Annotated in this window: 19 protein-coding genes; 3 read left to right on the top strand and 16 right to left on the bottom strand. The window is 72.5% G+C overall.

Annotation, left to right across the window (positions count from 1 at the left end; genetic code table 11):
- Positions 1-936: 936 nt before the first annotated feature.
- The 5 genes from pyk to gltB form a co-directional block, all read right to left on the bottom strand.
- Positions 937-2,367 (bottom strand): pyruvate kinase, encoded by a 1,431-nt coding sequence (gene pyk, locus ACGF0J_RS24160; protein ID WP_393149231.1) that lies wholly within the window; start codon positions 2,365-2,367, stop codon positions 937-939.
- 160 nt (positions 2,368-2,527) lie between these two features.
- On the bottom strand, positions 2,528-4,255 hold the full coding sequence (locus tag ACGF0J_RS24165; protein WP_393149232.1) for a S8 family serine peptidase: 1,728 nt from the start codon (positions 4,253-4,255) through the stop codon (positions 2,528-2,530).
- Between the two features lie 88 nt (positions 4,256-4,343).
- On the bottom strand, positions 4,344-5,543 hold the full coding sequence (locus ACGF0J_RS24170) for a cytochrome P450 (RefSeq protein WP_393149233.1): 1,200 nt from the start codon (positions 5,541-5,543) through the stop codon (positions 4,344-4,346).
- Between the two features lie 111 nt (positions 5,544-5,654).
- Complete coding sequence (locus ACGF0J_RS24175) at positions 5,655-7,133, bottom strand: glutamate synthase subunit beta (protein WP_393149234.1); 1,479 nt, start codon at positions 7,131-7,133, stop codon at positions 5,655-5,657.
- Positions 7,134-7,147: 14 nt separating this feature from the next.
- Positions 7,148-11,668 carry a glutamate synthase large subunit gene (gene gltB, locus ACGF0J_RS24180; RefSeq protein WP_393149235.1) on the bottom strand — a complete coding sequence of 1,507 codons (4,521 nt, stop codon included), beginning with the start codon at positions 11,666-11,668 and terminating at the stop codon, positions 7,148-7,150.
- Positions 11,669-11,946: 278 nt separating this feature from the next.
- On the opposite strand from gltB, the gene ACGF0J_RS24185 reads away from it, so the two are divergent.
- Genes ACGF0J_RS24185 through ACGF0J_RS24195 form a run of 3 tightly spaced genes read left to right on the top strand, consistent with a single transcriptional unit; the run spans position 11,947 to position 15,130 of the window.
- Entirely contained in the window at positions 11,947-12,501 is a 555-nt protein-coding gene (locus tag ACGF0J_RS24185) for an ATP-binding cassette domain-containing protein (protein ID WP_393149236.1), read from the top strand.
- Positions 12,501-14,567, top strand: coding sequence for a YhgE/Pip family protein (locus ACGF0J_RS24190; protein WP_393149237.1), 2,067 nt, complete (start codon positions 12,501-12,503; stop codon positions 14,565-14,567). Before ACGF0J_RS24185 ends, ACGF0J_RS24190 begins: the two co-directional genes overlap by 1 nt.
- Positions 14,564-15,130 (top strand): TetR/AcrR family transcriptional regulator, encoded by a 567-nt coding sequence (locus ACGF0J_RS24195; protein ID WP_393149238.1) that lies wholly within the window; start codon positions 14,564-14,566, stop codon positions 15,128-15,130. The genes ACGF0J_RS24190 and ACGF0J_RS24195 overlap by 4 nt, the downstream gene beginning before the upstream one ends.
- Before the next feature lie 71 nt (positions 15,131-15,201).
- Here ACGF0J_RS24195 and ACGF0J_RS24200 read toward each other — a convergent pair whose 3' ends face one another.
- The 11 genes from ACGF0J_RS24200 to ACGF0J_RS24250 form a co-directional block, all read right to left on the bottom strand.
- Positions 15,202-15,795, bottom strand: coding sequence for a hypothetical protein (locus ACGF0J_RS24200; RefSeq protein WP_393149239.1), 594 nt, complete (start codon positions 15,793-15,795; stop codon positions 15,202-15,204).
- An 88-nt stretch (positions 15,796-15,883) separates the two neighbouring features.
- Positions 15,884-16,720 (bottom strand): hypothetical protein, encoded by an 837-nt coding sequence (locus tag ACGF0J_RS24205; RefSeq protein WP_393149240.1) that lies wholly within the window; start codon positions 16,718-16,720, stop codon positions 15,884-15,886.
- Positions 16,717-17,421: a VIT1/CCC1 transporter family protein gene (locus tag ACGF0J_RS24210; RefSeq protein ID WP_393149241.1), complete on the bottom strand. Its 705-nt coding sequence runs from the start codon at positions 17,419-17,421 to the stop codon at positions 16,717-16,719. Before ACGF0J_RS24210 ends, ACGF0J_RS24205 begins: the two co-directional genes overlap by 4 nt.
- Positions 17,418-18,533, bottom strand: coding sequence for a prolipoprotein diacylglyceryl transferase (gene lgt, locus ACGF0J_RS24215; protein ID WP_393149242.1), 1,116 nt, complete (start codon positions 18,531-18,533; stop codon positions 17,418-17,420). Before lgt ends, ACGF0J_RS24210 begins: the two co-directional genes overlap by 4 nt.
- 26 nt (positions 18,534-18,559) lie before the next feature.
- Positions 18,560-19,312, bottom strand: a complete 753-nt coding sequence (locus ACGF0J_RS24220) for a DsbA family protein (RefSeq protein WP_393149243.1) — start codon at positions 19,310-19,312, stop codon at positions 18,560-18,562.
- Positions 19,309-19,845 carry a MauE/DoxX family redox-associated membrane protein gene (locus ACGF0J_RS24225; protein WP_393149244.1) on the bottom strand — a complete coding sequence of 179 codons (537 nt, stop codon included), beginning with the start codon at positions 19,843-19,845 and terminating at the stop codon, positions 19,309-19,311. The genes ACGF0J_RS24220 and ACGF0J_RS24225 overlap by 4 nt, the downstream gene beginning before the upstream one ends.
- A gap of 132 nt (positions 19,846-19,977) precedes the next feature.
- Complete coding sequence (trpA, locus tag ACGF0J_RS24230) at positions 19,978-20,778, bottom strand: tryptophan synthase subunit alpha (RefSeq protein WP_393149245.1); 801 nt, start codon at positions 20,776-20,778, stop codon at positions 19,978-19,980.
- A 214-nt stretch (positions 20,779-20,992) separates the two neighbouring features.
- Complete coding sequence (trpB, locus tag ACGF0J_RS24235; protein ID WP_393149539.1) at positions 20,993-22,198, bottom strand: tryptophan synthase subunit beta; 1,206 nt, start codon at positions 22,196-22,198, stop codon at positions 20,993-20,995.
- Between the two features lie 38 nt (positions 22,199-22,236).
- Positions 22,237-23,076, bottom strand: coding sequence for an indole-3-glycerol phosphate synthase TrpC (gene trpC, locus ACGF0J_RS24240; RefSeq protein ID WP_393149246.1), 840 nt, complete (start codon positions 23,074-23,076; stop codon positions 22,237-22,239).
- Positions 23,077-23,195: 119 nt separating this feature from the next.
- Positions 23,196-23,627, bottom strand: a complete 432-nt coding sequence (locus tag ACGF0J_RS24245; protein ID WP_393149247.1) for a DUF2752 domain-containing protein — start codon at positions 23,625-23,627, stop codon at positions 23,196-23,198.
- A gap of 15 nt (positions 23,628-23,642) precedes the next feature.
- Entirely contained in the window at positions 23,643-24,128 is a 486-nt protein-coding gene (locus ACGF0J_RS24250; RefSeq protein WP_393149248.1) for a CD225/dispanin family protein, read from the bottom strand.
- Positions 24,129-24,215 lie beyond the last annotated feature (87 nt).

Below are 24,215 nucleotides of genomic sequence, written 5' to 3' on the forward strand. Positions count from 1 at the left end.
ACCGAGTCCTGGGTCTGGTCCTGCGTGGGCACCGGCATGTTCGCGTAGGCCACGGCGATCATGCCGAAGATGCCCGCCGCGAACACCACGACACCAGCCATGACGAGCTTCCAACTCGGCAGGAACCGGCGTGGACCCGGCCGGGTGCTCTCACGGGCGGGACGGGTGCTCTCACGGGCGGGGCGGGTGTGTGAGCGCCGGGACGGTCGCACAGGTCCTCCGGTTGAGGGAAGTGAGGGCAAGCAGCGTGGTTCCTTGCCTGCCGGACAGGTCGGCGTGGCCGGGCATGGCGGCCATGACAGCACACCCGCCGAGAGGGTGTCCAAGACTGATATGACTCACGCCCTCATAGCCGACCCGATATCAGGCCAGCTCAGCAGCGGCATGAGCAGCTCTTGCGGGGAAGGGTGCGCGGCTGTTCACGGGCGCGGAAAGGAGGGTCACCGGCGGGCGCGCCGTCTCGGTACCGCGGCGGGCGAGCAGCGGTCCGGCCCGTGGCGTACGACCTGGAGACGGTACGTGGTCCGGGAGGGGGTGCGATCAGCGGGGCCGGCGTCGGCGTGTCGACGCGGGCGGTCGCGGACCCGCCGGGCCGCAGGCGGCGGTCGGTGCGGCGGCGGTCGGTGCGGCGGTCGGCGGCGGCGGCGGTCGATGTGGCGGTCGGCGGCGGCGGCGGCGGCGGCGGTCGATGTGGCGGTCGGCGGCGGCGGCGGTCGATGTGGCGGTCGGTGCGGTGTCGTCGCCGGTCGTCGCCGGGGATGGCCGTGGCCGCCCGCCGTCGCCTGGCCGGTGTCGAAGCACGCGCTTCGCCGCCCCAGGGCGCTTCAGGGCTGCGACGGGACCGGCACGGTCATGATGGGCCCGCAGCCCTCGCTCGCCCGGCCGCAGGCGCGGCCGGGCGGCAGTCGGGGGGGCGGGCGGTCAGGAGGCGGGCGGTCAGCTGCCGTGGGAGACGGCGGAGCCGATCGTGTGGACGCGCAGGGCGTTGGTGGAGCCGGGGGTGCCGGGAGGGGAGCCCGCCACGATGACCACCTTGTCGCCCTTCTCCAGGCGGCCGAGGGACAGCAGCGATGCCTCCACCTGGCGCACCATGTCGTCGGTGTGGTGCACGAACGGCACCTGGAACGTCTCCACCCCCCACGTCAGCGAGAGCTGCCCGCGCACGTGCGGGGCGGAGGTGAAGGCCAGCAGCGGGATGGGTGAGCGGTAGCGGGCCAGGCGGCGGGCCGTCTCGCCGGACATGGTGAACGCCACCAGCGCCTTGGCGCCGACGATGGCGCCCACCTCGGCGGCGGCTCGGGCGATGGCGCCGCCCGTGGTCTCCGGCATGCGCTCCAGGGTGTGGGTGGCCTGCAGCGAGGACTTCTCGGCCGCGCAGGCGATGCGGTCCATCGTGGAGACGGCCTCGATCGGGTAGCTGCCCACCGAGGTCTCGCCGGACAGCATGACCGCGTCGGCGCCGTCCATGACGGCGTAGGCGACGTCGGAGGCCTCGGCCCGAGTGGGGCGGGGGGCGCTCATCATCGAGTCGAGCATCTGGGTGGCGACGATGACCGGGCGGGCCTTCTCACGGCACAGCTCGATGATGCGCCGCTGCACGATCGGCACCTGCTCCAGCGGCAGCTCGACGCCGAGGTCGCCACGGGCGACCATGATGCCGTCGAACGCCTCGACGATCTCGGGGAGCCGCTCGACCGCCTGCGGCTTCTCGATCTTGGCGAGCAGTGGGAGGCGGACGGCCTCCTGCTCCATGATGTTGCGGACCACGTCGGCGTCGGACGGGCGGCGCACGAACGACAGGGCGATCATGTCGAAGCCGGTGCGCAGCGCCCAGCGCAGGTCGGCCTCGTCCTTGTCGGTGAGCGCGGGGGCGCTGACGTTGACACCGGGCAGGTTGAGGCCCTTGTTGTCGGAGATCATGCCGCCGATGACGACGCGGGTGGTGACGCGCTGGCCGTCGACGCGGGTGACCTCCAGCACCAGGCGGCCGTCGTCGACCAGGATGGTGTCGCCGGGGCGGACGTCACCGGGCAGGCCCTTGTAGGTGGTGGAGACCTGGTCGCGGTCGCCGGGCACGTCCTCGGTGGTGACCGTGAAGACGTCGCCGAAGCCGAGCCGCACCGGGCCCTCCTCGAACCGGCCGACGCGGATCTTGGGGCCCTGCAGGTCGGCGAGCACGCCTACACCGCGGCCGAGGTCGGCCGCCACCTCCCTGACCCGGTGGTAGACCTCCTGGTGCAGGTCATGGTCGCCATGGCTGAGGTTGAACCGGGCCACGTCCATGCCGGCGGAGATGAGCTCCCGCAGGCGTTCGGGCGAGGACGTGGCGGGGCCGAGAGTGCAGACTATTTTCGCGCGACGAGTCACGAGTCCTACCTTAATTGGTACAGACCACTTGGCGTCACCGGCGACGGAGAACAGCACGCGTGGCCGCCGTCCGCGGCCGGCGGGCGTTCGATGCCGGTGACGACGGACGGCAGACGGACAGCACTGCCCAGCCTACGACGGGAAGGCCTGCCAGGGCACATCATCGTGCGACGGTGGCGGCCTTCCACGCGTCGACGACGCCGTGGCCGTAGAAGCCGTTCTTCGTCCTGCCGCCCGCGCACACGTGCCGCTCGGTATCGCCGTAGATCTTGTAGGCGTACGTGCGGGGCTGGGGGCAGGCCGTGGGCGTGGCGGTGCGGTAGAGGAGGCGTTCGACGGTGGCGGGGTCGAGCGTGACGCCGCCCTTGCCGGGCTTGCCGAACCTGCTGATCAGGATGGCGGCGACTCCGGTGGCGTGCGGGGCGGCCATGGAGGTGCCCTCCAGGTACTGGTAGTAGGAGCAGGCGCCGTCACGGCAGTCACGGACCACGTCGGCCGTCTTGGGCGTGCCCGACCCGTCGAGCTTGCCGCTGCGGCGCAGCACGTCCTGCGGTGCGGGGGCCAGGATGGCGCGGGTGGCGGAGGCGCCCTTACCGTCGAGCAGGTCGCCCCCGGGCGCCGCCACGTCGGTCTGCTCGACGCCGTAGTCGCTGTAGAGGGCCTTGCGGCCGGACGGGCCGACGGCGGAGACGGAGATGACGCCCTTGGACTCGGCGGGGACGTTCAGGCAGGAGTTGTCCACCTTGCGAACCTTCTCCCCGCCGCGCGGGTAGCCGGGGCTGTGGCGGTCGACCGTGGGCCGGCCGAGGTCGGTGGCGCCGTTGCCGAGCGCGGACACGAGCGTGACGCCCTTCTTGCGCGCGTAGTCGAGTGCCCGCTGCATGCCGGTGATGACGGCGCGCTGCTCAAGCCGCTGCTTCTTGCTGTCGGCCGGGTTGTCCGCGCAGTTGAACAGCCACGGGTCGACGTAGTAGCTCATGTTCACCACGTCCACGCCGATGTCGGCCGCGTAGGTGAGGGCGTCGAGGCTGGGCTTGAGGAAGAAGTATCCGGAGTCCTGCCCGGCCCTGATGTTGACGAGCTGGACTCCGGGGGCGACGCCCGCGATGCCGACGCCGTTGACGGGCGAGGCGATGGTGCCGGCCACGTGGGTGCCGTGGCCGTCGTCATCCCGGTCGACGGGGTCCTTGCAGCCGCTGACCTCGCACGTGCCGTCGAGCGTGTCTCCGTCGGGGTCCTTGGGCCGGTCGGTGACGAAGTTGCGGCTCAGCTCGCGGTTGAAGTTGGGGGCGATGTCGGGGTGCTTGCCGTCGATGCCGGTGTCGATGACGCCGACGAGCACCTTGCGGGTCCCGGGCGCCTTCGCTCGGGCCCGGTCGGCGCCGATCATGCGCATGTCCCACTGGCGGCCCGCGAGCGGCTCGTCGCCCGCCTGCTCGGAGGCGAGCGCCGTCGCGTCGGGATGCGCCGCCGCCCTCGCCGCGGGCTGCGCCGCACCGCCGTTGCCCGCGCCACCGTTGCCCGCGCCACCGTTGCCCGCGCCGCCGGTGCCCGCGCCACCGGGGTCGGCGGAGCGGGCGGAGGCGAAGCCGATCCGCCGGTCCGTGGAGACGCCGACGACGGCCGGGGACGAACCGAGGGCGTCCACGAAGGCGTCGCCCGCACCCTTGGCCAGCGCGTAACCGAGCTTGGAGTCGGTGGCGACCGTGCGGCCACCGGCGCGCTCGATGGCGGCCAGGGCTTCACCGCGCCCGCCGTCGGCGTAGAAGACGAGGTACTCGCCGGTGGCGGTCGCGGCGGCAGACGGGGCGGGGGAGGCGGTGAGCCCGCATCCGGCCAGCGCGGCTGCAGTGGTCAGGGCGGCCAGGCAGGCCGCAACTCGCCGCATTCTTCCCCCATCCGCCGCGTATGCGCAGATTCTGCATCTTCCCGGCACTCCACCGATGATGCAACTTCATGCCCGTACGGCCGACCGGCTACTCGCCGGCCGGAGGCGCCGGAGTGAAGCGCACCGGCAGCGACTCGTACCCGGAGACGAAGTTGGCCGCCCGGCAGGGGGGCTCGCGGCCGTCCACGGGCTCCATGTCGGGCAGGCGCGCCAGCAGCCGCTCCACCATGGTGCGCAGTTCCAGCCGGGCCAGGCTGTTGCCGAGGCAGAAGTGGCTGCCGAAGCCGAAGGCGAGGTGGTCGTTGGGGGCGCGGGTCACGTCGAAGCGGTGCGGGTCGGCGAAGACGGTTTCGTCGCGGTTGGCGGACGGGTAGAGCAGCAGCACCTGCTCGCCCTCGCGCAGCCGCTGCCCGCCGAGCACGGTGTCGGCGGCGACGGTGCGGGCCATGTTCTTGATGGGCGAGACCCAGCGGAGCATCTCCTCGACCGCCGCCGGGATGCCGGCCGGGTCCTCGATGAGCGCGCGGCGCTGGGCGGGATGGGTGAAGAGCTGGTACGCGCCGCCGGACAGGACGTGGCGGGTGGTCTCGTCGCCGCCGATGAGGATGAGCAGCGACTCGTAGACCAGGGAGGCGTGGTCGAGGCGGTCCCCGGCGACCTCGGCGTGCACGAGGGTGCTGATGAGGTCGTCGCGGGGGCACGCGCGCCGGTCGGCGATGACGCGGCCGGCGTAGGCCTCGTACTGCTCGAACGCCTCGGCGGCCCGGACCAGCAGGTCGCTGTCGGACTGGCCGACGAGGCCGCGCAGCATGTCGTCGGACCAGCGCATCAGCGCCTCCCGGTCCTCGGGCGCGACGCCGAGGGCGTCGCCGATGACGATGAGGGGGAGCGGCGCGGCGATGTCCCACACGAAGTCGCACTCGCCGCGCTCGCAGATCCGGTCGAGGATCCGGTCGCACAGCCGGCGGATGCGCTCGCCCTGCGCGGCCACCCGGCGCGGCGTGAACCCCCGGCTGACGAGCCTGCGCCGGAGCAGGTGCGCGGGGTCGTCCATGTCGATCATCATGGGCAGGGCGGCGGCGTCCGGCCGGATGCCGCGCGCGCTGGAGAACGTGCGGGGGTGCAGGGAGACGTGGCGGACGTCGCGGTGCGCGGCCACGCCCCACACGCGGCCGTCCCAGTAGACGGGGGCGTTCTCGCGCATCCACCGCAGCTCCTCCTGCGGGTTGCGGCCCCAGAAGGTCCCGCTCACCAGGTCGATGGCCTCGTTGACCGGATGTTCTGTCACGGGTCCATCGAACCAAGCAAGCGATAGCTTAACAAGCCTCGGCGGTCGGCGGATGCGCCGAGCGCCCGCCCGGACCAGGTCCGGGCGGGCGCTCAGCGCGTCGGGCTCGCGTCAGACGAGCGGCCGCGCCGTGGGCAGGATGGGGTACGGCAGCGCCGTCTCCCCCGTCAGGTAGCGGTCGACGCCGGAGGCCGCCGCCCGCCCCTCGGCGATCGCCCACACGATGAGCGACTGGCCGCGGCCCATGTCGCCCGCCACGAAGACGCCGTCCACCTTCGACATGTACGTCTTGTCGCGTGCGACGTTGCCGCGGGCGTCGTAGAAGCCGTCGCCGCCGTCCTCGGCCAGGTCCCGCAGCAGGGCGCCCTTCTCCGGGCCGACGAAGCCCATCGACAGGGTGACCAGGTCGGCCGGGATCTCCCGCTCGGTGCCGGGGACGGGCTTGAAGCCGTGCTGCGGCCCCTCGACCTCCACCAGGCGCAGCGCCCGGACGTTGCCGGCCCCGTCGCCGACGAACTCCGTCGTCGAGACGGCGTAGACCCGGTCGCCGCCGCCGTCCGCCAGCTCCTCGTGGGCGCTCTCCATCTTGAACAGGATGGGGAACGTCGGCCACGGCTGGTTGCCGGGCCGCGACGCGGGCGGGCGCGGCATGATCTCCAGTTGGGTGACGGACGCGGCGCCCTGCCGGATCGCGGTGCCGATGCAGTCGGCGCCGGTGTCGCCGCCGCCGATCACGACGACGTGCTTGCCCTCGGCCGAGATGGGCGACTGGGCCAGGTCGCCCTCCTGAACCTTGTTGGCCAGCGGAAGGTACTCCATCGCCTGGACCACGCCGGTCAGCTCGCGGCCGGGGACCGGCAGGTCGCGCCACTCGGTGGCTCCGCCGGACAGCACGACAGCGTCGAACTGCTCGCGCAACTGGGCGGCGGTGATGTCGACGCCGACGTTCACGCCGGTGCGGAACTCGGTGCCCTCGGCCCGCATCTGGGCCAGCCGGCGGTCGATGTGCCGCTTCTCCATCTTGAACTCGGGGATGCCGTAGCGCAGCAGCCCGCCGACGCGGTCGGCCCGCTCGAACACGACGACGTCGTGCCCGGCGCGGGTGAGCTGCTGGGCGGCGGCCAGCCCGGCGGGGCCGGAGCCGACCACCGCGACCCGCTTGCCCGTCTTGCGGGCCGGCGGCTGCGGGGTGACCCAGCCCTCGGCGAACGCCCGGTCGATGATCTCGACCTCCACCCGCTTGATCGCCACCGGGTCGGCGTTGATGCCGAGCACGCACGCCGCCTCACACGGAGCCGGGCAGAGCCTGCCGGTGAACTCCGGGAAGTTGTTGGTGGCGTGCAGCCGCTCGATCGCCTCACGCCAGTCGGTGCGGAAGACCAGGTCGTTCCACTCGGGGATGAGGTTGCCGAGCGGGCAGCCGTTGTGGCAGAACGGGATGCCGCAGTCCATGCAGCGGGCCGCCTGCTTGGTCAGCTTCTCGGCGGAGAAGTCCTCGTAGACCTCGCGCCAGTCGCCGATGCGGACGTCCACCGGGCGGCGCGCCGGCAGCTCCCGGTCGTGAGTGAGAAAACCCTTGGGGTCAGCCATCGGTTACGCCTCCCTTAGCCCTGAACCGCGGCGGCCATGACCGCCTCGTCGATGTCGCGGCCCTCGATGCGGGCGGCCTCGGCCGCCTCCAGGACCCGCTTGTAGTCGGTCGGCATGATCTTGCCGAACCTGGCCAGCGAGCCCTGCCAGTCGGCCAGCAGCTCCTTCGCCGCCGGGGAGCCGGTCTCGGCGAAGTGCTTCTCGACCGTCTCGCGCAGGAACTCGGCGTCCTGCTCGGTCAGCTCCTCGATCGCCACCATCTCCCGGTTGACCCGCTCGGCACGCAGGTCGAGCAGGTAGGCGACGCCGCCGGACATGCCGGCCGCGAAGTTGCGCCCGGTCGGGCCGAGCACGACGACCCGGCCGCCCGTCATGTACTCGCAGCCGTGGTCGCCGACGCCCTCGACGACCGCGGTGGCGCCGGAGTTGCGCACGCAGAACCGCTCGCCGACCACGCCGCGGACGAACACCTCGCCGGAGGTCGCGCCGTACAGGGCGACGTTGCCGGCGATGATGTGGCCGTCGAGCGGCGCCTCCTCGTGCGGCCGGACGGTGATGCGGCCGCCCGACAGGCCCTTGCCGAGGTAGTCGTTGGCGTCGCCGGTCAGCCGCAGGGTGAGGCCGCGCGGGATGAACGCGCCGAACGAGTTGCCGGCCGAGCCGGTGAACGAGATGTCGATCGTGTTGTCGGGCAGCCCGGCGCCGCCGTGACGCTTGGTCACCTCGTGGCCGAGCATGGTGCCGACCGTGCGGTTGACGTTGCGGATCGGCAGTTCCAGGGTGACCGGGGTGCCGTCCTTGAGCGCGCCCTCGGCGAGCTGGATGAGCGTGTTGTCGAGGGCGTGCCGCAGGCCGTGGTCCTGCTCGCCGACGCGGCGCAGCGGCGTGCCCTCGGGCAGCTCCGGCTGGTGCAGGATCGGCGTCAGGTCGAGCCCGCTCGCCTTCCAGTGGTCCTCGGCGGCGGTGGTGTCGAGCAGTTCGACGTGCCCGATCGCCTCGTCCAGCGAGCGGAAGCCGAGCTGGGCGAGGTACTCGCGGATCTCCTCGGCGACGAACTCGAAGAAGTTGACCACGAACTCCGGCTTGCCGCTGAAGCGCTTGCGCAGCTCGGGGTTCTGCGTGGCGACGCCCACGGGGCAGGTGTCGAGGTGGCAGACCCGCATCATGACGCAGCCGGAGACGACCAGCGGAGCGGTGGCGAAGCCGAACTCCTCGGCGCCGAGCAGCGCGGCGATGATCACGTCGCGGCCGGTCTTGAGCTGGCCGTCGACCTGCACCACGATGCGGTCGCGCAGGCCGTTGAGCAGCAGCGTCTGCTGGGTCTCGGCCAGGCCGAGCTCCCAGGGGGCGCCGGCGTGCTTGAGGCTGGTCAGCGGGGAGGCGCCGGTGCCGCCGTCGTGACCGGAGATGAGCACCACGTCGGCGTGGGCCTTGGACACGCCGGCCGCGACCGTGCCGACCCCGACCTCGGCGACGAGCTTGACGTGCACGCGCGCCCGCGGGTTGGAGTTCTTCAGGTCGTGGATGAGCTGGGCCAGGTCCTCGATCGAGTAGATGTCGTGGTGCGGCGGCGGCGAGATGAGGCCGACGCCGGGCGTGGAGTGCCGGGTCTTGGCGATCCACGGGTACACCTTGTGGCCGGGTAGCTGGCCGCCCTCGCCGGGCTTGGCGCCCTGCGCCATCTTGATCTGCAGGTCGTCGGCGTTGACCAGGTATTCGCTGGTGACGCCGAAGCGGCCGGAGGCCACCTGCTTGATGGAGCTGCGCCGGGCCGGGTCGTAGAGGCGCTCGGGGTCCTCGCCGCCCTCGCCGGTGTTGGACTTGCCGCCGAGCCGGTTCATCGCGATGGCGAGCGTCTCGTGCGCCTCCATCGAGATCGAGCCGTACGACATGGCGCCGGTGGAGAAGCGCTTGACGATCTCGGAGACCGGCTCGACCTCCTCGATCGGCACCGGGGCGCGGTCGCTCCTGAGCTTGAACAGGCCGCGCAGCGTCATCAGCCGCTCCGCCTGGGAGTCCACCATGCCGGTGTACTCCTTGAAGATCTCGTAGCGGCGGCTGCGCGTGGCGTGCTGGAGCTTGAAGACGGTCTCGGGGTTGAACAGGTGCGGCTCGCCCTCGCGCCGCCACTGGTACTCGCCGCCGACCTGGAGCCTGCGGTGCGCGTTGGGCACCCGCGGGTAGGCGTGGCGGTGCCGCTCGGCGGTCTCGCGGGCCAGCACGTCGAAGCCGACGCCGCCCAGGCGCGAGGTGGTGCCGGTGAAGCAGGTGTCGATGACCTCCTGGCTCAGGCCCAGCGCCTCGAAGATCTGCGCGCCGGTGTAGGAGGCGACCGTGGAGACGCCCATCTTGGACATGACCTTGATGACGCCCTTGCCGTACGCCTTGATCAGGTTGCGTACGGCCTTGTGCTTGTCGACCTGCAGGACGCCGGTGTCGACCAGGTCCTCGACGGTCTCGATGGCGAGGTAGGGGTTGACCGCGCCGGCGCCGTAGCCGATGAGCAGCGCCATGTGGTGGCACTCGCGGGCCTCGCCCGTCTCGATGACCAGACCGATCTTGGTGCGGGTCTTCTCCTTGATGAGGTGGTGGTGCACCGCGCCGGTGAGCAGCAGCGACGGGATCGGCGCCAGCTCCTCCGAGGAGCCCCGGTCGGACAGCACGATGACGCGCGCGCCGCCGGCGATGGCCTCGGACACCTCGGCGCGGATCTCCTCCAGGCGGTGCAGCAGCGCCTCGCCGCCGCCCGACACCTGGTACAGGCCGGAGATCACGTGCGGGTGGAAGCCGGGCAGGTCGTGCTCGTCGTTGATGTGGATGATCTTCGCGAGCTCGTCGTTGTCGATCACCGGGTACGGCAGGACGAGCTGCCGGCAGGAGGAGGGGCCGGGGTCGAGCAGGTTGCCTTCGGGGCCGAGCACGCTGGCGAGGGAGGTGACCAGCTCCTCGCGGATGGCGTCCAGGGGCGGGTTGGTGACCTGCGCGAACAGCTGCGAGAAGTAGTCGAACAGCAGCCGGGGCTTCTCGCTGAGCACGGCCACGGGCGTGTCGGTGCCCATGGAGCCGATCGGCTCGATGCCGGTCCTCGCCATCGGCGACAGGATGATCCGCAGCTCTTCCTCGGTGTAGCCGAAGGTCTGCTGCCGCTTGACGAGCGCCTCGTGCGTGGGGATCTCGCGCTGGCGGGCGGGCAGCTCCTCGAAGCGGACCAGGCCGGCGTGCAGCCAGTCGGCGTACGGCAGCTCGGCGGCCAGCTCGGCCTTGATCTCGTCATCCTCGATGATCTTGCCGCGGGCGGTGTCGATGAGGAACATCCGGCCGGGCTGCAGGCGGCCCTTGCGGACCACGTCGCCGGGGGCGAAGTCGAGCACACCGGCCTCGGAGGCGAGGACGACCAGACCGTCGGCGGTCACCCAGAACCGGCCGGGGCGCAGGCCGTTGCGGTCGAGCACGGCGCCGGCGAGGGTGCCGTCGGTGAAGGTGATCGAGGCGGGGCCGTCCCAGGCCTCCATCATCGAGGAGTGGAACTCGTAGAAGGCCCGGCGGGCCGGGTCCATCTCGGTGTGGTTCTCCCACGCCTCGGGGATCATCATGAGCACCGCGTGCGGCAGGCTGCGGCCGCCGAGGTGCAGCAGTTCGAGGACCTCGTCGAAGGAGGCGGTGTCGCTGCCGTCGGGGTCGCAGATGGGGAACAGCCGGCCGAGGTCGCCGGGGATGAGGTCGGAGGCGAGCATCGCCTCGCGGGCCCGCATCCAGTTGCGGTTGCCCTTGACCGTGTTGATCTCGCCGTTGTGCGCGACGTAGCGGTAGGGGTGGGCGAGCGGCCAGCTCGGGAAGGTGTTGGTGGAGAAGCGCGAGTGCACCAGCGCGATCGCGGTCTCGTAACGCTCGTCGGACAGGTCGGGGAAGAACGGCTCGACCTGCTCGGGGGTGAGCATGCCCTTGTAGACGATGGTGCGCGAGCTGAGCGAGGGGAAGTAGACCTTCGCCTCGTGCTCGGCCCGCTTGCGCAGGCAGAACGCCAGCCGGTCGAGCTCCAGCCCGGCCACGGCGCCGGCGCCGGTGTCCGGGCCGGCGACGAAGAGCTGGGCGAAGTGCGGCATGGTGGCCCGGGCGCTGGGGCCGGGCAGCTCGCGGTCGACCGGCACCTCGCGCCAGCCGAGCACGGTCAGGCCCTCCTCCGCGGCGATCTCCTCGATGCGCCGCACGGCGACCGCGCGCTCCTGCTCGTCGGCCGGCAGGTAGGCGAGGCCGGCGGCGTACTGCCCGGCGTCGGGCAGGTCGAAGGGCACGTCGGCGCGCAGGAAGGCGTCGGGGAGCTGCGTGAGGATGCCGGCTCCGTCACCGGTGTCCGGCTCGCTACCCTTGGCCCCCCGGTGGTCCAGGTTGAGCAGCGCCGTCAGCGCCTTCACCACGATCCCGTGCCCGCGGCGGCCCGCGACGTCGGCGACCATGGCGACACCGCAGGCATCGTGCTCGTTGGCGGGGTGGTAGAGGCCCTGGGGCTCGGGGAACCCGAGGTGGGCAGCAGGCATTGAATCCCTCCCGTCGTCTTCGTCTGTCCAGAACTGCTCAACAGGCGGGGACGACGTTGGCCCTGCTGCATGTTGTGCGTAGAGATTACCGCACCCACATGGAGTGGTGCCCGCTCTGTCCGTATTGCGAACATTCACTGCGTCTTGACATGCGGACTCCCCCGTTCCGAACAGCGGGATCACGCCCGCCATTCCCGCCCCGTCCCACCTTTTTCGACCTCCTGGCGCGTACGCTATCTTTTGCACTGACCGGTCAGTTCAAAGAGAGGGAGGCCGTCGTGATCGTCGCCAGGGACCTGTCGGTCGAGGGGGTGTTCGCCGGTGTCTCGTTCACCGCCGGGCCCGGCACGCTCACCGTGGTCGCCGGGCCGGCCGGCAGCGGGCGGACGAGCCTGCTGCTCACCCTGGCCGGCCGGATGCGGCCGGACCGGGGCACGCTGCGCGTGCACGGCCACACCCGGCCGCGCGCCATCCGCAGGGTCGCCGCGCTGGCCCTGCTCGACGGGGTGACCGACCTCGACCGGTCACTCACGGTCCGCGAGCATCTGCGCGAGCGGCGACGCGGCCCCTACGGCGCGGCGCTGAAACGGGCCGGGCTGGACACCGGCGAGGCGACCCTCGTCCGCGAGCTGGACCGGGAACGGCAGGTACGACTCGGCGTGGCGATGGCGCTGCTCGACGACCCCGCGGTGATCGTCGCCGACAACGTGGACCTGGGCCTGCCACCGGACCGGCAGCGGGCCCTGTGGACCCTCCTGGGCGGGCTGGGCAGGACCGTGGTGGCCTCCTGCGTGCTCCCGCCGGCCCGCTACGACCAGATGGTGGAGCTGTGATGCGGGGAATGCTGCGATCCCGGCTGACCCGGCTGGCGCTGGCCGCCGTCGTGGTGCTGCCGCTGCTGTACGCGGGACTGTACCTGTGGTCGTTCTGGGACCCGCAGGGCAACCTCGACCGGGTGCCCGTCGCGCTCGTCATGGAGGACCGGCCGGCCACCGTGTCCGGCCACACCCTGCGCGCGGGCCACGACCTGGCCGCCGAGCTGCGCGAACGCCGCGTCTTCGGCTGGCACGAGGCGACCGCGCGGCAGGCCGCCGACGGTGTGCGCGACGGCAGCTACTACCTGGCCCTGACCATTCCCGCCGACTTCAGCGCCCGCCTGGCCGCGCCCGCCGACGACCGGGCCACACCCGCTCCCGCCCACCTCGGGCTGCGGGTGGACACCGGCCGCAGCTACATCGTCGGCAGCATCTCCGACGCCGTGTTCAACGAGGTACGGGCGGCGGCCGAGCGCACGGTCATCCACGACTACTTCGACCGGGTCTTCGTCTCCATCGGCGACATCCACGACCAGACCTCCCAGGCCGCCGACGGGGCCGACGAACTGCACGACGGCACGGTCCGGGCCGGAGACGGCGTCGCCAGGCTCGCCACCGGCCTCGGCACCGCCGAGACGGGCGCCCGCAGGCTGGCGGCCGGCCTGGACACCGCGGGCGGCGCCGTCACCCGGCTGCGCGACGGCTCCGCCCAGGTCACCGACGGCCTCACCCGGGCCACGAAGGGCATCGGCGAGCTGAGCGGCGGCCTGGCCAAGCTGCGCCGCGACGGCACGGCCGAGCTGCGCAGGGGCGCCCGGCAGGCCGCCGACCAGGTGCACGCCAGGACCGGTGACATCGACCGGATCGCCGACACCTACGTCCCCGTGCTGGACGAGTGGGGGCCCCGGGTCGCGGAGGCCGCGGACAGGGTCGCCGAACAGGCCGCACGCATCGACGACCCGCAGGCGCCCGAGCTGGGCGCGGCCGCCCGCGAGCTGGCCGTCGCCGCCCGCAAGGTCTCCGCCGTGGCCCCCGAGCTGGGACCCCGGCTGGACGGGGTGCGGCGGCAGGTGAACGCGCTGGACGCCGGCCTGGCCAAGCTCGCCGACGGCGCCGCCACCGTTGATGCCAAACTCGGCCAGGCAGGGCAGGGAGCCAGGAAGCTGCACCAGGGCGCCACCAAGCTGCGCGACGGCTCCGCCCGGGTCACCGGCGGCCTCACCCGGCTCGGCGGCGGCCTGACCGAGCTGGGCGACGGCGCCGACCGGCTCGTGTCCGGCGTCGACCGGCTGCAGGACGGCGCCGGCAAGGTCGACAGGGGCCTCACCCGGCTGGCTGAGGGCTCCAAGAACCTCGCCGACGGCCTCGGCGACGGCGCCGAGCAGATCCCCGACTACGACCGGCGCGAGCGCGAGGCCCGCGCCGGCATGATGAGCGACCCGGTGCGCCTGGCCAAGCAGGTGGACAACGAGGTGCCCGACTACGGCACCGGCTTCGCCCCGTTCTTCCTGCCTCTGGCGCTGTGGGTCGGCGCGATGATCGCGTACATGGTGCTCAGGCCGCTCAACCCGCGCCGCCTGGCGGGCACCGCGGGAGCGGTGCGGATCGCGCTGTCCGGCTGGCTGCCCGCCGTGGCGCTCGGCGTGGCGCAGGTCGTCGTGCTGGTCGCGGTGCTGAGGTTCGGCCTCGGCATGCGGGCGGCGCACTGGGCGGGCGTCGCCGGGCTGCTGCTGCTGACGGTGGCGGCGTTCCTCGCGGTGGTGCAGGCGGTCAACGCGCTGCTTGGCCCGCCCGGGCGGGTCGTGGCGCTGGCGCTGCTCATGCTGCAGCTCACCTCCGCCGCCGGCACCTACCCGATCGAGACCTCCCCCGGCTTCTTCCAGACCATCTCACCGTGGCTGCCGATGAGCTGGGTCGTCTCGGCGCTGCGCCGGCTGATCAGCGGCGGCGACCCCACCGTGGTGTGGCAGGCTTGCGGGGTGCTGATCACGTTCCTCGTCGCCGGGCTCGCGCTCACCACGCTCGCCGTGAACCGCGGCCGCACCTGGTCCGTCAGGCGGCTGCACCCGGAGCTGGCGCTGTGAGCCGGCCGGACACCAGAGCCAGGGTGTTCGCCGCCGCGATCGACCTCATGGCCGAGCAGGGCTACGCCGCCACCACCGTCGAAGCCATCGCCGAACGGGCCGGGGTGGCCAAGGGCACCGTGTTCTACAACTTCGGCAGCAAGGAGGCGCTGTTCGCCGCGCTGCTGGAGCACTCGGTCGCCCGGCTGGCCGAGGCGCTGTCGCAGGCCGCCACCGGCGACAGCCCGCTCGCCCGGCTCGACAACGTGGTGCTCGGCCAGTTGCGCTTCTTCGACGAGCACGGACCGCTCGCCCGGGTGCTGCTGGCCGAGATGTGGCGCACCGCCTGGCAGGAGGCGGTGGCCCAACTGCGCGAGCACGCCCTGGGCGTCTACGCCCGCGTGCTGCGCGACGCCGTGGCGGCCGGCGACATCAGGCCCGGCCTGGACGTGGAGACGGCGGCCACGGCCCTGTTCGGCATGGTGCTGACCGTCGCCATCGAACGCCGGGCGCTGCACCCCTCCCGGCCCCTGGAGCAGACCCACGCGACGCTCCTGGAGCTGATGCACGGCCGCCTCAGGTGAGGCCGGGCCCCCTCGACGTGGATCCGGGTGGAGCCGAACACCCGCGCGGGGTGCGGGGGACGCCGGGTGGCTCAGGTGGCCGCCAGGACGCGGGACTGCACGACGCGGCCGAGGCCGTCGAGGGCGACGAGGGTCTTGACCGGGTCGGCGCCGGGGCCGGTGGCGCCCGCCCAGGAGATCGTGACGTAGTGGCCGAGCGCCCGGGCCACCGCCCGGCTGCGGGCGGCCTCGAACGGGACCCCCTGCCGGACGAAACCGTCCTTGGCCAGGGCGGCCACCAGCGCGTCGGCCGCCCGCCCGTCGGGAAGGTTGACGATGACGAACTGGCCCGCGTCTCCCGACGCGCTCGTGTACGTGGCGCGCAGCGCCTGGGTGCAGCCCGTCGCGGTGACGCCCCACAGGACCTCGTCGCAGTCGTCGAACTGCTCGGCCGAGGCCCGGGTGAGCGTGCCGAGCGTCCGGCCGTCGGGCGGGAACACCTCGTCCAGCCGGAGCGGCGCCGCGTCGGCCTGCCGGGAGTCGATCAGCGCGTACAGGGCGGAGGTGGGCTCGCCGGTGAAGGCGGCGGGCCGGGGCTCGGCGCGGCCGAACCACAGCCAGGCCCCGGCGGCCAGCACCGCGAGCCCGGCCACGACCGCCAGCGGGACGACGAGACGGCGCGCCATCAGGACACCCGTCCCATGGTCGCGACAGCGAGACGGCGTGCCATCAGGACTCCCGTCCCCATGATCGCCGCGGCGAGGGTGCGCGCCGTCACGACGCGGGCCCCGTGATCGTGACGACGCGCCGGTAGACGGCCTTCTCGGCGCCTCGCAAAGTGATCGCCAGGGTGACGAGGTCGTCGCGGGAGGTCGGCTCGGCGCCGTCGGCCCTGCCGTACCAGACGAGCCCGACGTAGTGGCCGAGCGCGTAACCGGCCGCCTCGGTGTGGCCGTCGGCCGGGAAGGCGGCACCCCCGGTGGCCAGCGGGCGGACCCAGCCGCCCCGGTAGCCGGTCTTCAGTCGCTCGACCAGTTGGGCGGCGGCCTGGCCGTCACGCAGGTTGAGCAGGGTGTACTGGCCGACGTAGCGGCCGTCGGCCGTGGTGTACAGGCCCCGGGCGGCCTGGCTGCACTCGGCGTCGGCGGCCAGCTCCAGCAGGTCCTCGCCCCACAGGGCCGCCGCGCAGTCGGCGTCGAGCTGCTTGGCCACGAGCTTCAGCCGGAACGTCTTCCCAGCGGCCAGCGTCTTGCTCGCGAAGACCTCCTTCTCGGTGAGCGGTCCGGCGTCCTTGGCCCGGTCGGCGATCGGGTCGAACAGCTTGGACGCGGCCCACCCCTGGTAGGAGGAGGGCAGGCCGCCGGTGCCCGCGCCCGTGGCGGCGCCGGCCGGGCGTTCGGAGACGTAGCCGCCGCCGACCGAGAGGATGACGGCGGCCAAGCCGCAGGCTCCGGCGATGACGCCGAGGACGGAGGCGATGATGACGATGAGGCGCTGCTGGTCCGGCCTGAGCCCCCAGTCGGTGAGCAGGGGGAACTGCCAGTCGGAGGGCGGCGGGCGGCGGCGTCTGCGGGTGGCCGTCCGGGTGGGGGTCTGTCCGCCTTCGGTCACAGCCCGGACGCCCCAATCAGGTTGCCGAGCGCGAACGTGAGCGTGGCTGCCAGCGCGCCGACGAGGAGCTGGCGCAGGCCGGAGTACCACCAGCTACGTGCCGTCACCGTCGAGACCAGCGCGCCGGCGCCGAGCAGCGCGACGCAGGACACCACGGCCGACACCCACAGCTCGGCCACGCCGAACAGGTAGGACACGAGCGGCAGGATCGCCCCCACCCCGAACGACAGGAACGACGACACGGCCGCCACCCGGGGCGAGGGCAGGTCGGCGGGATCGACCCCGAGCTCGTTGCGGGCGTGCACGCTCAGCGCGCGTTCGGGGTTGCGGGAGATCTGGGCGGCCACCTCGGCGGCGGTGCCGGGGTCGACCCCCTGGTCGACGAGGGCCTGGGCCAGCTCGGCCTGCTCGGCTTCGGGGTGGCGCTCCAGCTCGCGTCGTTCGACGGCGATCTCGGCCAGGGCCAGCTCGCGCTGGCTGGCCACGGAGACGTACTCGCCGCCGGCCATGGAGAACGCGCCCGCCGCCAGCCCGGCGCCGCCGGCGAGCAGGATGACCTTGGTCTCGGAGGTGCCTCCGGCGACGCCGGCGATGAGCGCGAAGTTGGACACCAGACCGTCCATCGCGCCGAACACCGACGGCCGCAGCCAGCCGCCGGTGACGTCACGGTGCCGGTGGTGCTGCTCCGCGCGCTCGTTCATCGCGCGTTCTTCTCCTCCCGCGCGGCGAGCCCGTCGGACGCCACCGTCGCGGCGTCCTTCGCGTCGGCGGCCTGGTCGCGTCCCACGTCGTCCAGGCTGTCCGCGCCCTCGGGGTGATCGGTGCCCGCGGCGCCGCCGGGGTCACCGGTCTTGTCGCCGCCGGGGTCGTCGGGATTGTCGGCGCCGGGCGAGCCCGCCGGCCGGTTCAGCTCGTCCTCGTCGGCCTGGTCGGCGGGGTGGGCCGGATCGGCCGCCGCGGCCCCGCCGTCCCCCCGCGCCGAGGCGGGGACCACGATCTCCGCGGTGTCCTTGTCGCGGGTCGCCCACAGGTAGACCAGCGCGCCGGCGAACACGACGATCGACGTCCACTGGTTGATCCGCAGCCCCAGGAACGTCACCGCGTGGTCGACGCCGCCGACCGGGTCGATGCGCAGCCCCTCGATCCAGAACCGGCCGAGTGTGTAGCCGGCGACGTAGAGGGCGAACAATCGGCCGTGCCGCAGCGAGAACCGCTTGCCGACCAGGAGCAGCGTGAAGCCGAGCGCGACGTTCCAGATCGACTCGTACAGGAACGTCGGGTGGTAGAGCACGCCCGGCTCGCCGCCGTGCCGAATGTCGATCTCCAGCCCCCACGGGAGCGTGGTGGGGCCGCCGTACAGCTCCTGGTTGAACCAGTTGCCCCAGCGGCCGATGGCCTGCGCGAAGGCGATGCCGGGCGCGACCGTGTCGGCCACGGCGCTCAGCGACAGGCCGCGGCGGCGGCAGGCGATCCACACGCCCACGCCGCCCAGGGCGACGGCCCCCCAGATGCCGAGCCCGCCCTCCCAGATGAACAGCGCCTGGTAGGGCTCCTTGATCGCACGGTCGCCGAAGTAGGTCTGCCAGTCGGTGATGACGTGGTAGAGGCGGCCGCCGATCAACCCGAAGATCACCGCGGGGACCGCGATGTCGATGATCGTGCCGCTCTGGCCGCCTCGGGCGCGCCAGCGGCGCTCGCTCAGCCAGACGGCGACGACGACACCGAGAACGATGCACAGGGCGTAGGCCCGGATCGGGATGAACCCGAGATACCAGACCCCCTCGGAGGGGCTGGGAATCGAGGCAAGGGGCATGTCAGGTGAGGGTAGCGGACGCGGGGCTACTTGGCCGCCTTCGTGACCTGTTCGCGCAACTCCTGCGGCGTGAAGATGACCTGGCTGTCCATGACGATGCCGTCGAGCTTGACGGTGGGCGTGCCCTCGATCTTCGCCTCCTTGCCGGTCTTGTCACTGTAGGAGATCTGCGCGTTGGCGTTCTTCTGGTCCCGGACGCAGCTCTCGAACTCGGGCGAGGTCACCCCCGCCTCCTTGCCCCAGGACAGCAACTCGTCGATCTTGAAGCCCTCGCCGGCCTCGCTCGGCTGGTTGGCGAACAGCAGGTCGTGGAAGGCCATCCACTGCTTGCCGTCGGCCACGCAGCGGGCGGCGGCGCCGGCGCGGACGGAGTTGCCGCGGGTGGGCTCCTGGCTGAAGATCGTGATCGGGTGGAAGACGACCTTGGCCTTGCCCTCGGCGGCGAGGTTCTTGAACGTCTGGCCGCTGACCTCCTCCAGCTGCTTGCACGCCGGGCACTGGAAGTCTTCGTAGATGTCGATGACGGGCTTGGTGACGCCCGGCTGGGCCATCACCACGGACCCGTTGGCGTCCACGGTGATCGGGGCCAGCGGCGCGGCCGCCTCCTCCGACTGGGACTGGCTGAACGACCACAGCCAGCCGGCGCCGACGGCCGCCACCGCCACCACGCCGGCGGTGACGTAGGTGACGATGCGCTTGCGCTTCTCCCGCGTCCGGTCGGCGGCCTGCTGCTCCTTGATCCGCTCGCGGGCCGTCTTCTGGCGCTCGCCCTTGCTCATGAGACTCTCTCCTCCTCGTGCTCGTCGTGTCGTACGGCGGCGCCGGACAGGCCGAGGGCCGAGTCGAGCGCGAAGCGCCCCGGCGGGAACCGCACCGCCCAGACGCCCAGCAGCACGAGGCCGAAGTCGCGCACGATGTCGAGCAGGTAGGTCGGCTCCCGCCCGGCCGCCAGCTCGCCGCCGCCACCGAAGCAGCCGCAGTCGATCCGCAGCCCGTTGGCCCACGCCCAGGCGATGCCGAAGACGAACGCGAACATGAGCAGCGTCGCGACGACCCCGGCCACCCTGGTCAGCAGGCCGACCACCAGCAGCACGCCGACCACGATCTCCAGCATCGGCAGGACGTAGCCCACCGCCGTGGCGATGTCGTCGGGCAGCAACCGGTACGCCTTGACCGCCACGACCGAGTCCCACGGTTTGGTGACCTTCAGCCCACCGGCCACGATCAGCACCCCACCCAGGACCAGCCGGGCGGCGGTCGTCACCCAGGGTATCGCCGTTCTGGCGTTACGTGACACCGGCAACGCGATCACAGCTCGTCTCCTTGTCTTCGGCACCCGGACCGCACAGTATCCGCAGGACATCCGATCACGGGCCGAATAAGCGTCAGCTAAGGGGGAAATCGCCAGGCCGGAGGCCGGGTGCGGGCGTGCCGGCGGCGGCGCTCAGCCGCGGGAGCGCACGCCCTGCGCCATCTCACGGGCCAGCTCGCCGATCGAGGCGCGCCCGGCCGGCTCGTCGGGCGCGTCGAGCATGCGGCGGATGAACGCCGAGCCGACGATGACGCCGTCGGCGTACGCGGCCACCTCGGCCGCCTGCCTGCCGGTGCCGACGCCCAGGCCCACGCAGACGGGCAGGTCGGTGTGCGCCCGGGTGCGCTTGACGAGGTCGCCTGCGGCCACGTTGACGCTCTCGCGCGCGCCTGTGACGCCCATGAGGGACGCGGCGTAGACGAACCCGGTGCAGCACTCGACGACGGCCCGGATGCGCTCCTCGGTCGAGCTGGGCGCCACCAGGAAGACCGTGTCGATGCCGGCGGCGGCCGAGGCCTCGCGCCAGGGGCCCGCCTCCTCGGGGGTCAGGTCGGGCGTGATGGTGCCGACGCCGCCCGCGGCGGCCAGGTCACGCGCGAACCGGTCGGCGCCGTAGCGGTCGATCGGGTTCCAGTAGGTCATGACGAGCGTCGCCGCGCCCGTGGCCGCCACGCCCTCGACCGTGCGCATGACGTCGGCGATGCGAGTGCCGTTGATCAGGGAGCGGTGCACCGCGTCCTGGATGGTCGGGCCGTCCATGAGCGGGTCGGAGTAGGGCAGGCCGATCTCGATGACGTCGCAGCCGGCCTCGACCAGGGCGGCGGCGGCGGCGATGGCGCCGTCCTTGGACGGGAAGCCCGCGGGGAGATAGCCGACGAGCGCCGCGCGGTTGTCCGCCTTCGCCTTGGCGAACACCGTCTGAAGAGTTGTCATGATCGTCCGTTCTCAGTGGTCGAGGCCGCTACGCCGCCGCTGCCGCCGTCGCGTTCCATGGTGCCATCGTCCGCCGTGCCTCTCCCGGCGGCGTCGCCGGTGTCGCCGGCCCTGTCAGCGCCGGCGTCGCCGGCCGTGTCAGCGCCTGCGACACCGCCGGTTCCGGCGGTGTGTCCCGCCTGGGACCGTACGGCCGCCCGCCGCGGCCGTGGCGCTAGAGGTTGAAGTACTTCATCGCGGTGCCCATGTCCTTGTCGCCGCGCCCGGAGAGGTTGACCAGGATCGTCGCCTCGGGACCGAGCTCGCGGCCCAGCTCCAGCGCGCCGGCGAGGGCGTGGGACGACTCGATGGCCGGGATGATGCCCTCGGTCCTGGCCAGCAGCGAGAAGGCGGCCATCGCCTGGTCGTCGGTGACGCCGTGGTAGGTGGCGCGCCCGCTGTCCTTGAGCCAGGCGTGCTCGGGCCCCACCCCGGGATAGTCGAGCCCGGCCGAGATCGAGTGGGAATCGATCGTCTGGCCCTCGTCGTCCTGGAGCACGTAGGTGCGCGCGCCGTGCAGCACGCCGACGGAACCGGCGGTGAGCGTGAGCGCGTGCTCGCCGCTGGCCAGGCCGTGGCCGCCCGCCTCGTAGCCGTGCAGTTGGACGCTCTCGTCGCCGATGAACGCGTGGAAGATGCCGATCGCGTTGCTGCCGCCGCCGACCGCCGCGCAGACGGCGTCGGGCAGCCGGCCGGTCAGCTCCAGCGTCTGGCGGCGCGCCTCGACGCCGATGATCCGCGCGAAGTCGCGGACGATCTCGGGGAACGGGTGCGGCCCGGCGACGGTGCCGAACAGGTAGTGGGTGGTGTCGACGTTGGTGACCCAGTCGCGGAACGCCTCGTTGATGGCGTCCTTGAGGGTCTTGGACCCGTTGTGCACGGGCACCACGGTGGCGCCGAGGAGCTTCATCCGGGCGACGTTGAGTGCCTGGCGCTCGCAGTCGACGGCGCCCATGTAGATGACGCACTCCAGGCCGAGCAGGGCGGCCGCGGTGGCGGTGGCCACGCCGTGCTGGCCGGCGCCGGTCTCGGCGATGACCCGCTTCTTGCCGAGCCGCTTGGTCAGCAGCGCCTGCCCGATCACATTGTTGATCTTGTGAGCGCCGGTGTGGGTGAGGTCCTCGCGCTTGAGCAGCACCCGCGCGCCGCCGGCCTGCTCGCTGAAGCGCGGCACGTCGGTCAGCGTGGTCGGCCGGCCCGCGTAGGTGCGCAGCAGGTGGTCGAACTCGCGCAGGAACTGCACGTCGGTGCGGGCCTGCTCGTAGACCCTGGCGACCTCGTCGAGCGCCGGGATGAGGGCCTCCGGCACGTAGCGCCCGCCGAAGACGCCGAACTTGCCGCGCAGGTCGGGGTCGTCGCCGTGGGCGCCGTTGCCCGCCAGGTCGGCGGCGGTGAGAATGGAGCCGTCGTGTGTCACTGCTATCCCTCTGCTCCGTGGTCGGGGCGTGTCGCCGGGTGGGCGCCGGCCGTCACCAGCGCCTCCACCGCCTTGCGCGGATCCTTGCCGGTGACCAGGCTCTCGCCCACCAGCACGGCGTCGGCACCGGACCTGGCGTAGGCGAGCAGGTCGTGCGGCCCGCGGACACCCGACTCCGCGATCTTGATGACATTGTCCGGGATCTTAGGCGCGATCTTGGCGAAGACGTCGCGGTCGACCTCGAGTGTCTTCAGGTTACGCGCGTTGACCCCGATGACGCGGGCACCGGCCGCGACGGCGCGGTCGAGCTCCTCCTCGGTGTGCACCTCGACCAGCGGGGTGAGCCCGATCGACTCGGCCCGTTCGATCAGCGACACCAGGGCCTCCTGCTCCAGGCAGACGACCATGAGCAGGGCCAGGTCGGCGCCGTGGGCCCGAGCCTCCCAGAGCTGGTAGGAGGTGAGGATGAAGTCCTTGCGCAGGATGGGGATGTCGACCCGCGCGCGGACCGCGGCCAGATCGTCGAGGCTGCCGCCGAACTTGCGCCGCTCGGTCAGCACGCTGATCACGTGGGCGCCGCCCTCCTCGTAGTCGGCGGCCAGCGCGGCGGGATCGGCGATCGCGGCGAGCGCGCCCTTGGACGGGCTGGAGCGCTTGACCTCGGCGATCACCGAGACCCGGTCTCCGCCGAGCGCGGCGAGCGCGTCTCGGGGGTCGGGAGCCCGCTCGGCCCGTCGCTTGAGCTCGTCGAGCGAGACGGCCTGCTGGCGTGCGGCGAGGTCGGCGCGCACCCCGTCGAGGATGTCGTCGAGGACACTCGGCCCTTCGGTACGCTCACTCACGCGCTTGGGATCCCTCCGGTCGGCAGTTGGGGATGGCTGGGAGTTCGCCTGGCGTCCGCTCCCGGCCTGTCCTGCGATGGTATCGGCCCCACCGGCCCCACCCGGCCACAGGCCCCCGGCTACGGTGACAGAAAAGCGCCGAACGGAAGGTTGCGCACCACCCAGTAGACCAGCACCACGCCGATGAAGGCCCACAGCCAGGCGGGATGCGCCAGGGTGGTCCGCCTCGGCCGGCCCTGCAAGGCGCGCACCAGCCAGCGGCCCCACCAGAACACCAGGAACGGCACCATCGCCACGGCCAGCGGGTTGAGGCCGAGCGCGGCCACGGGGTCGAGATGCGCCAGCGCGTGGATGGTGCGCAGGGTCCCGCAGCCGGGACAGTAGAGCCCGGTGGCCCACAGGAAGGGGCACGTCGGATAGTGGCCGGGCTCGTTCGGATCGACGAGGCCCACGAACGCCAGCACGCCGCCGGCCGCGGCCGCGACGCCGAGCGGCGCCAGCACCGGCCGCAGTCGTCCGGTGCCGCGCCGCTCGGGGTTCGCGATGCCCATGTCAGGCGTGTCCCGTCAGTAGCTCGAGCTCGGCGCGTTCGCCGCGATGATCACGAACAGCAGGATGTAACCGACGATGACCAGCACCCACCAGATGGCACCGGCGATCAGCGACCGCTTCCACCAGGTCTTGGCCTCCTCGGAGGCCTCCACGGCACCCTGGTAGTCGCCCATCTGCCACTTCGAGTTGACCTGCGACGACTTGACGATCGACACGATGCCGAGGGGCAGGCAGCAGAACAGCGTGGTCAGGATGGCGGCGACCAGGTGGTTGTCGGGCGGGGGCTGCTGGCCGTAGCCGCCCGGCTGACCGTAGCCGCCACCGGGAGGCTGCTGACCGTAACCACCACCGTAGCCACCGCCGCTCGGGGGCTGCTGACCGTAGCCACCGCCGCTCGGCGGCTGCTGACCGTAGCCACCGCCGCTCGGGGGCTGCTGACCGTAGCCGCCACCGGGAGGCTGGGCGCCGTAGCCGCCGTCGCCCTGGTTTCCGTAGCTCATGCTCGTTGACTCCTCATGCACTCAATTGTCTGCCGAGTTGCGCGCGGCAGCCTAGCGACAAACCATGAGCGACACGGAACAACATCC

Source organism: Nonomuraea sp. NPDC047897 (assembly GCF_043204415.1).
GTDB lineage: Bacteria > Actinomycetota > Actinomycetes > Streptosporangiales > Streptosporangiaceae > Nonomuraea.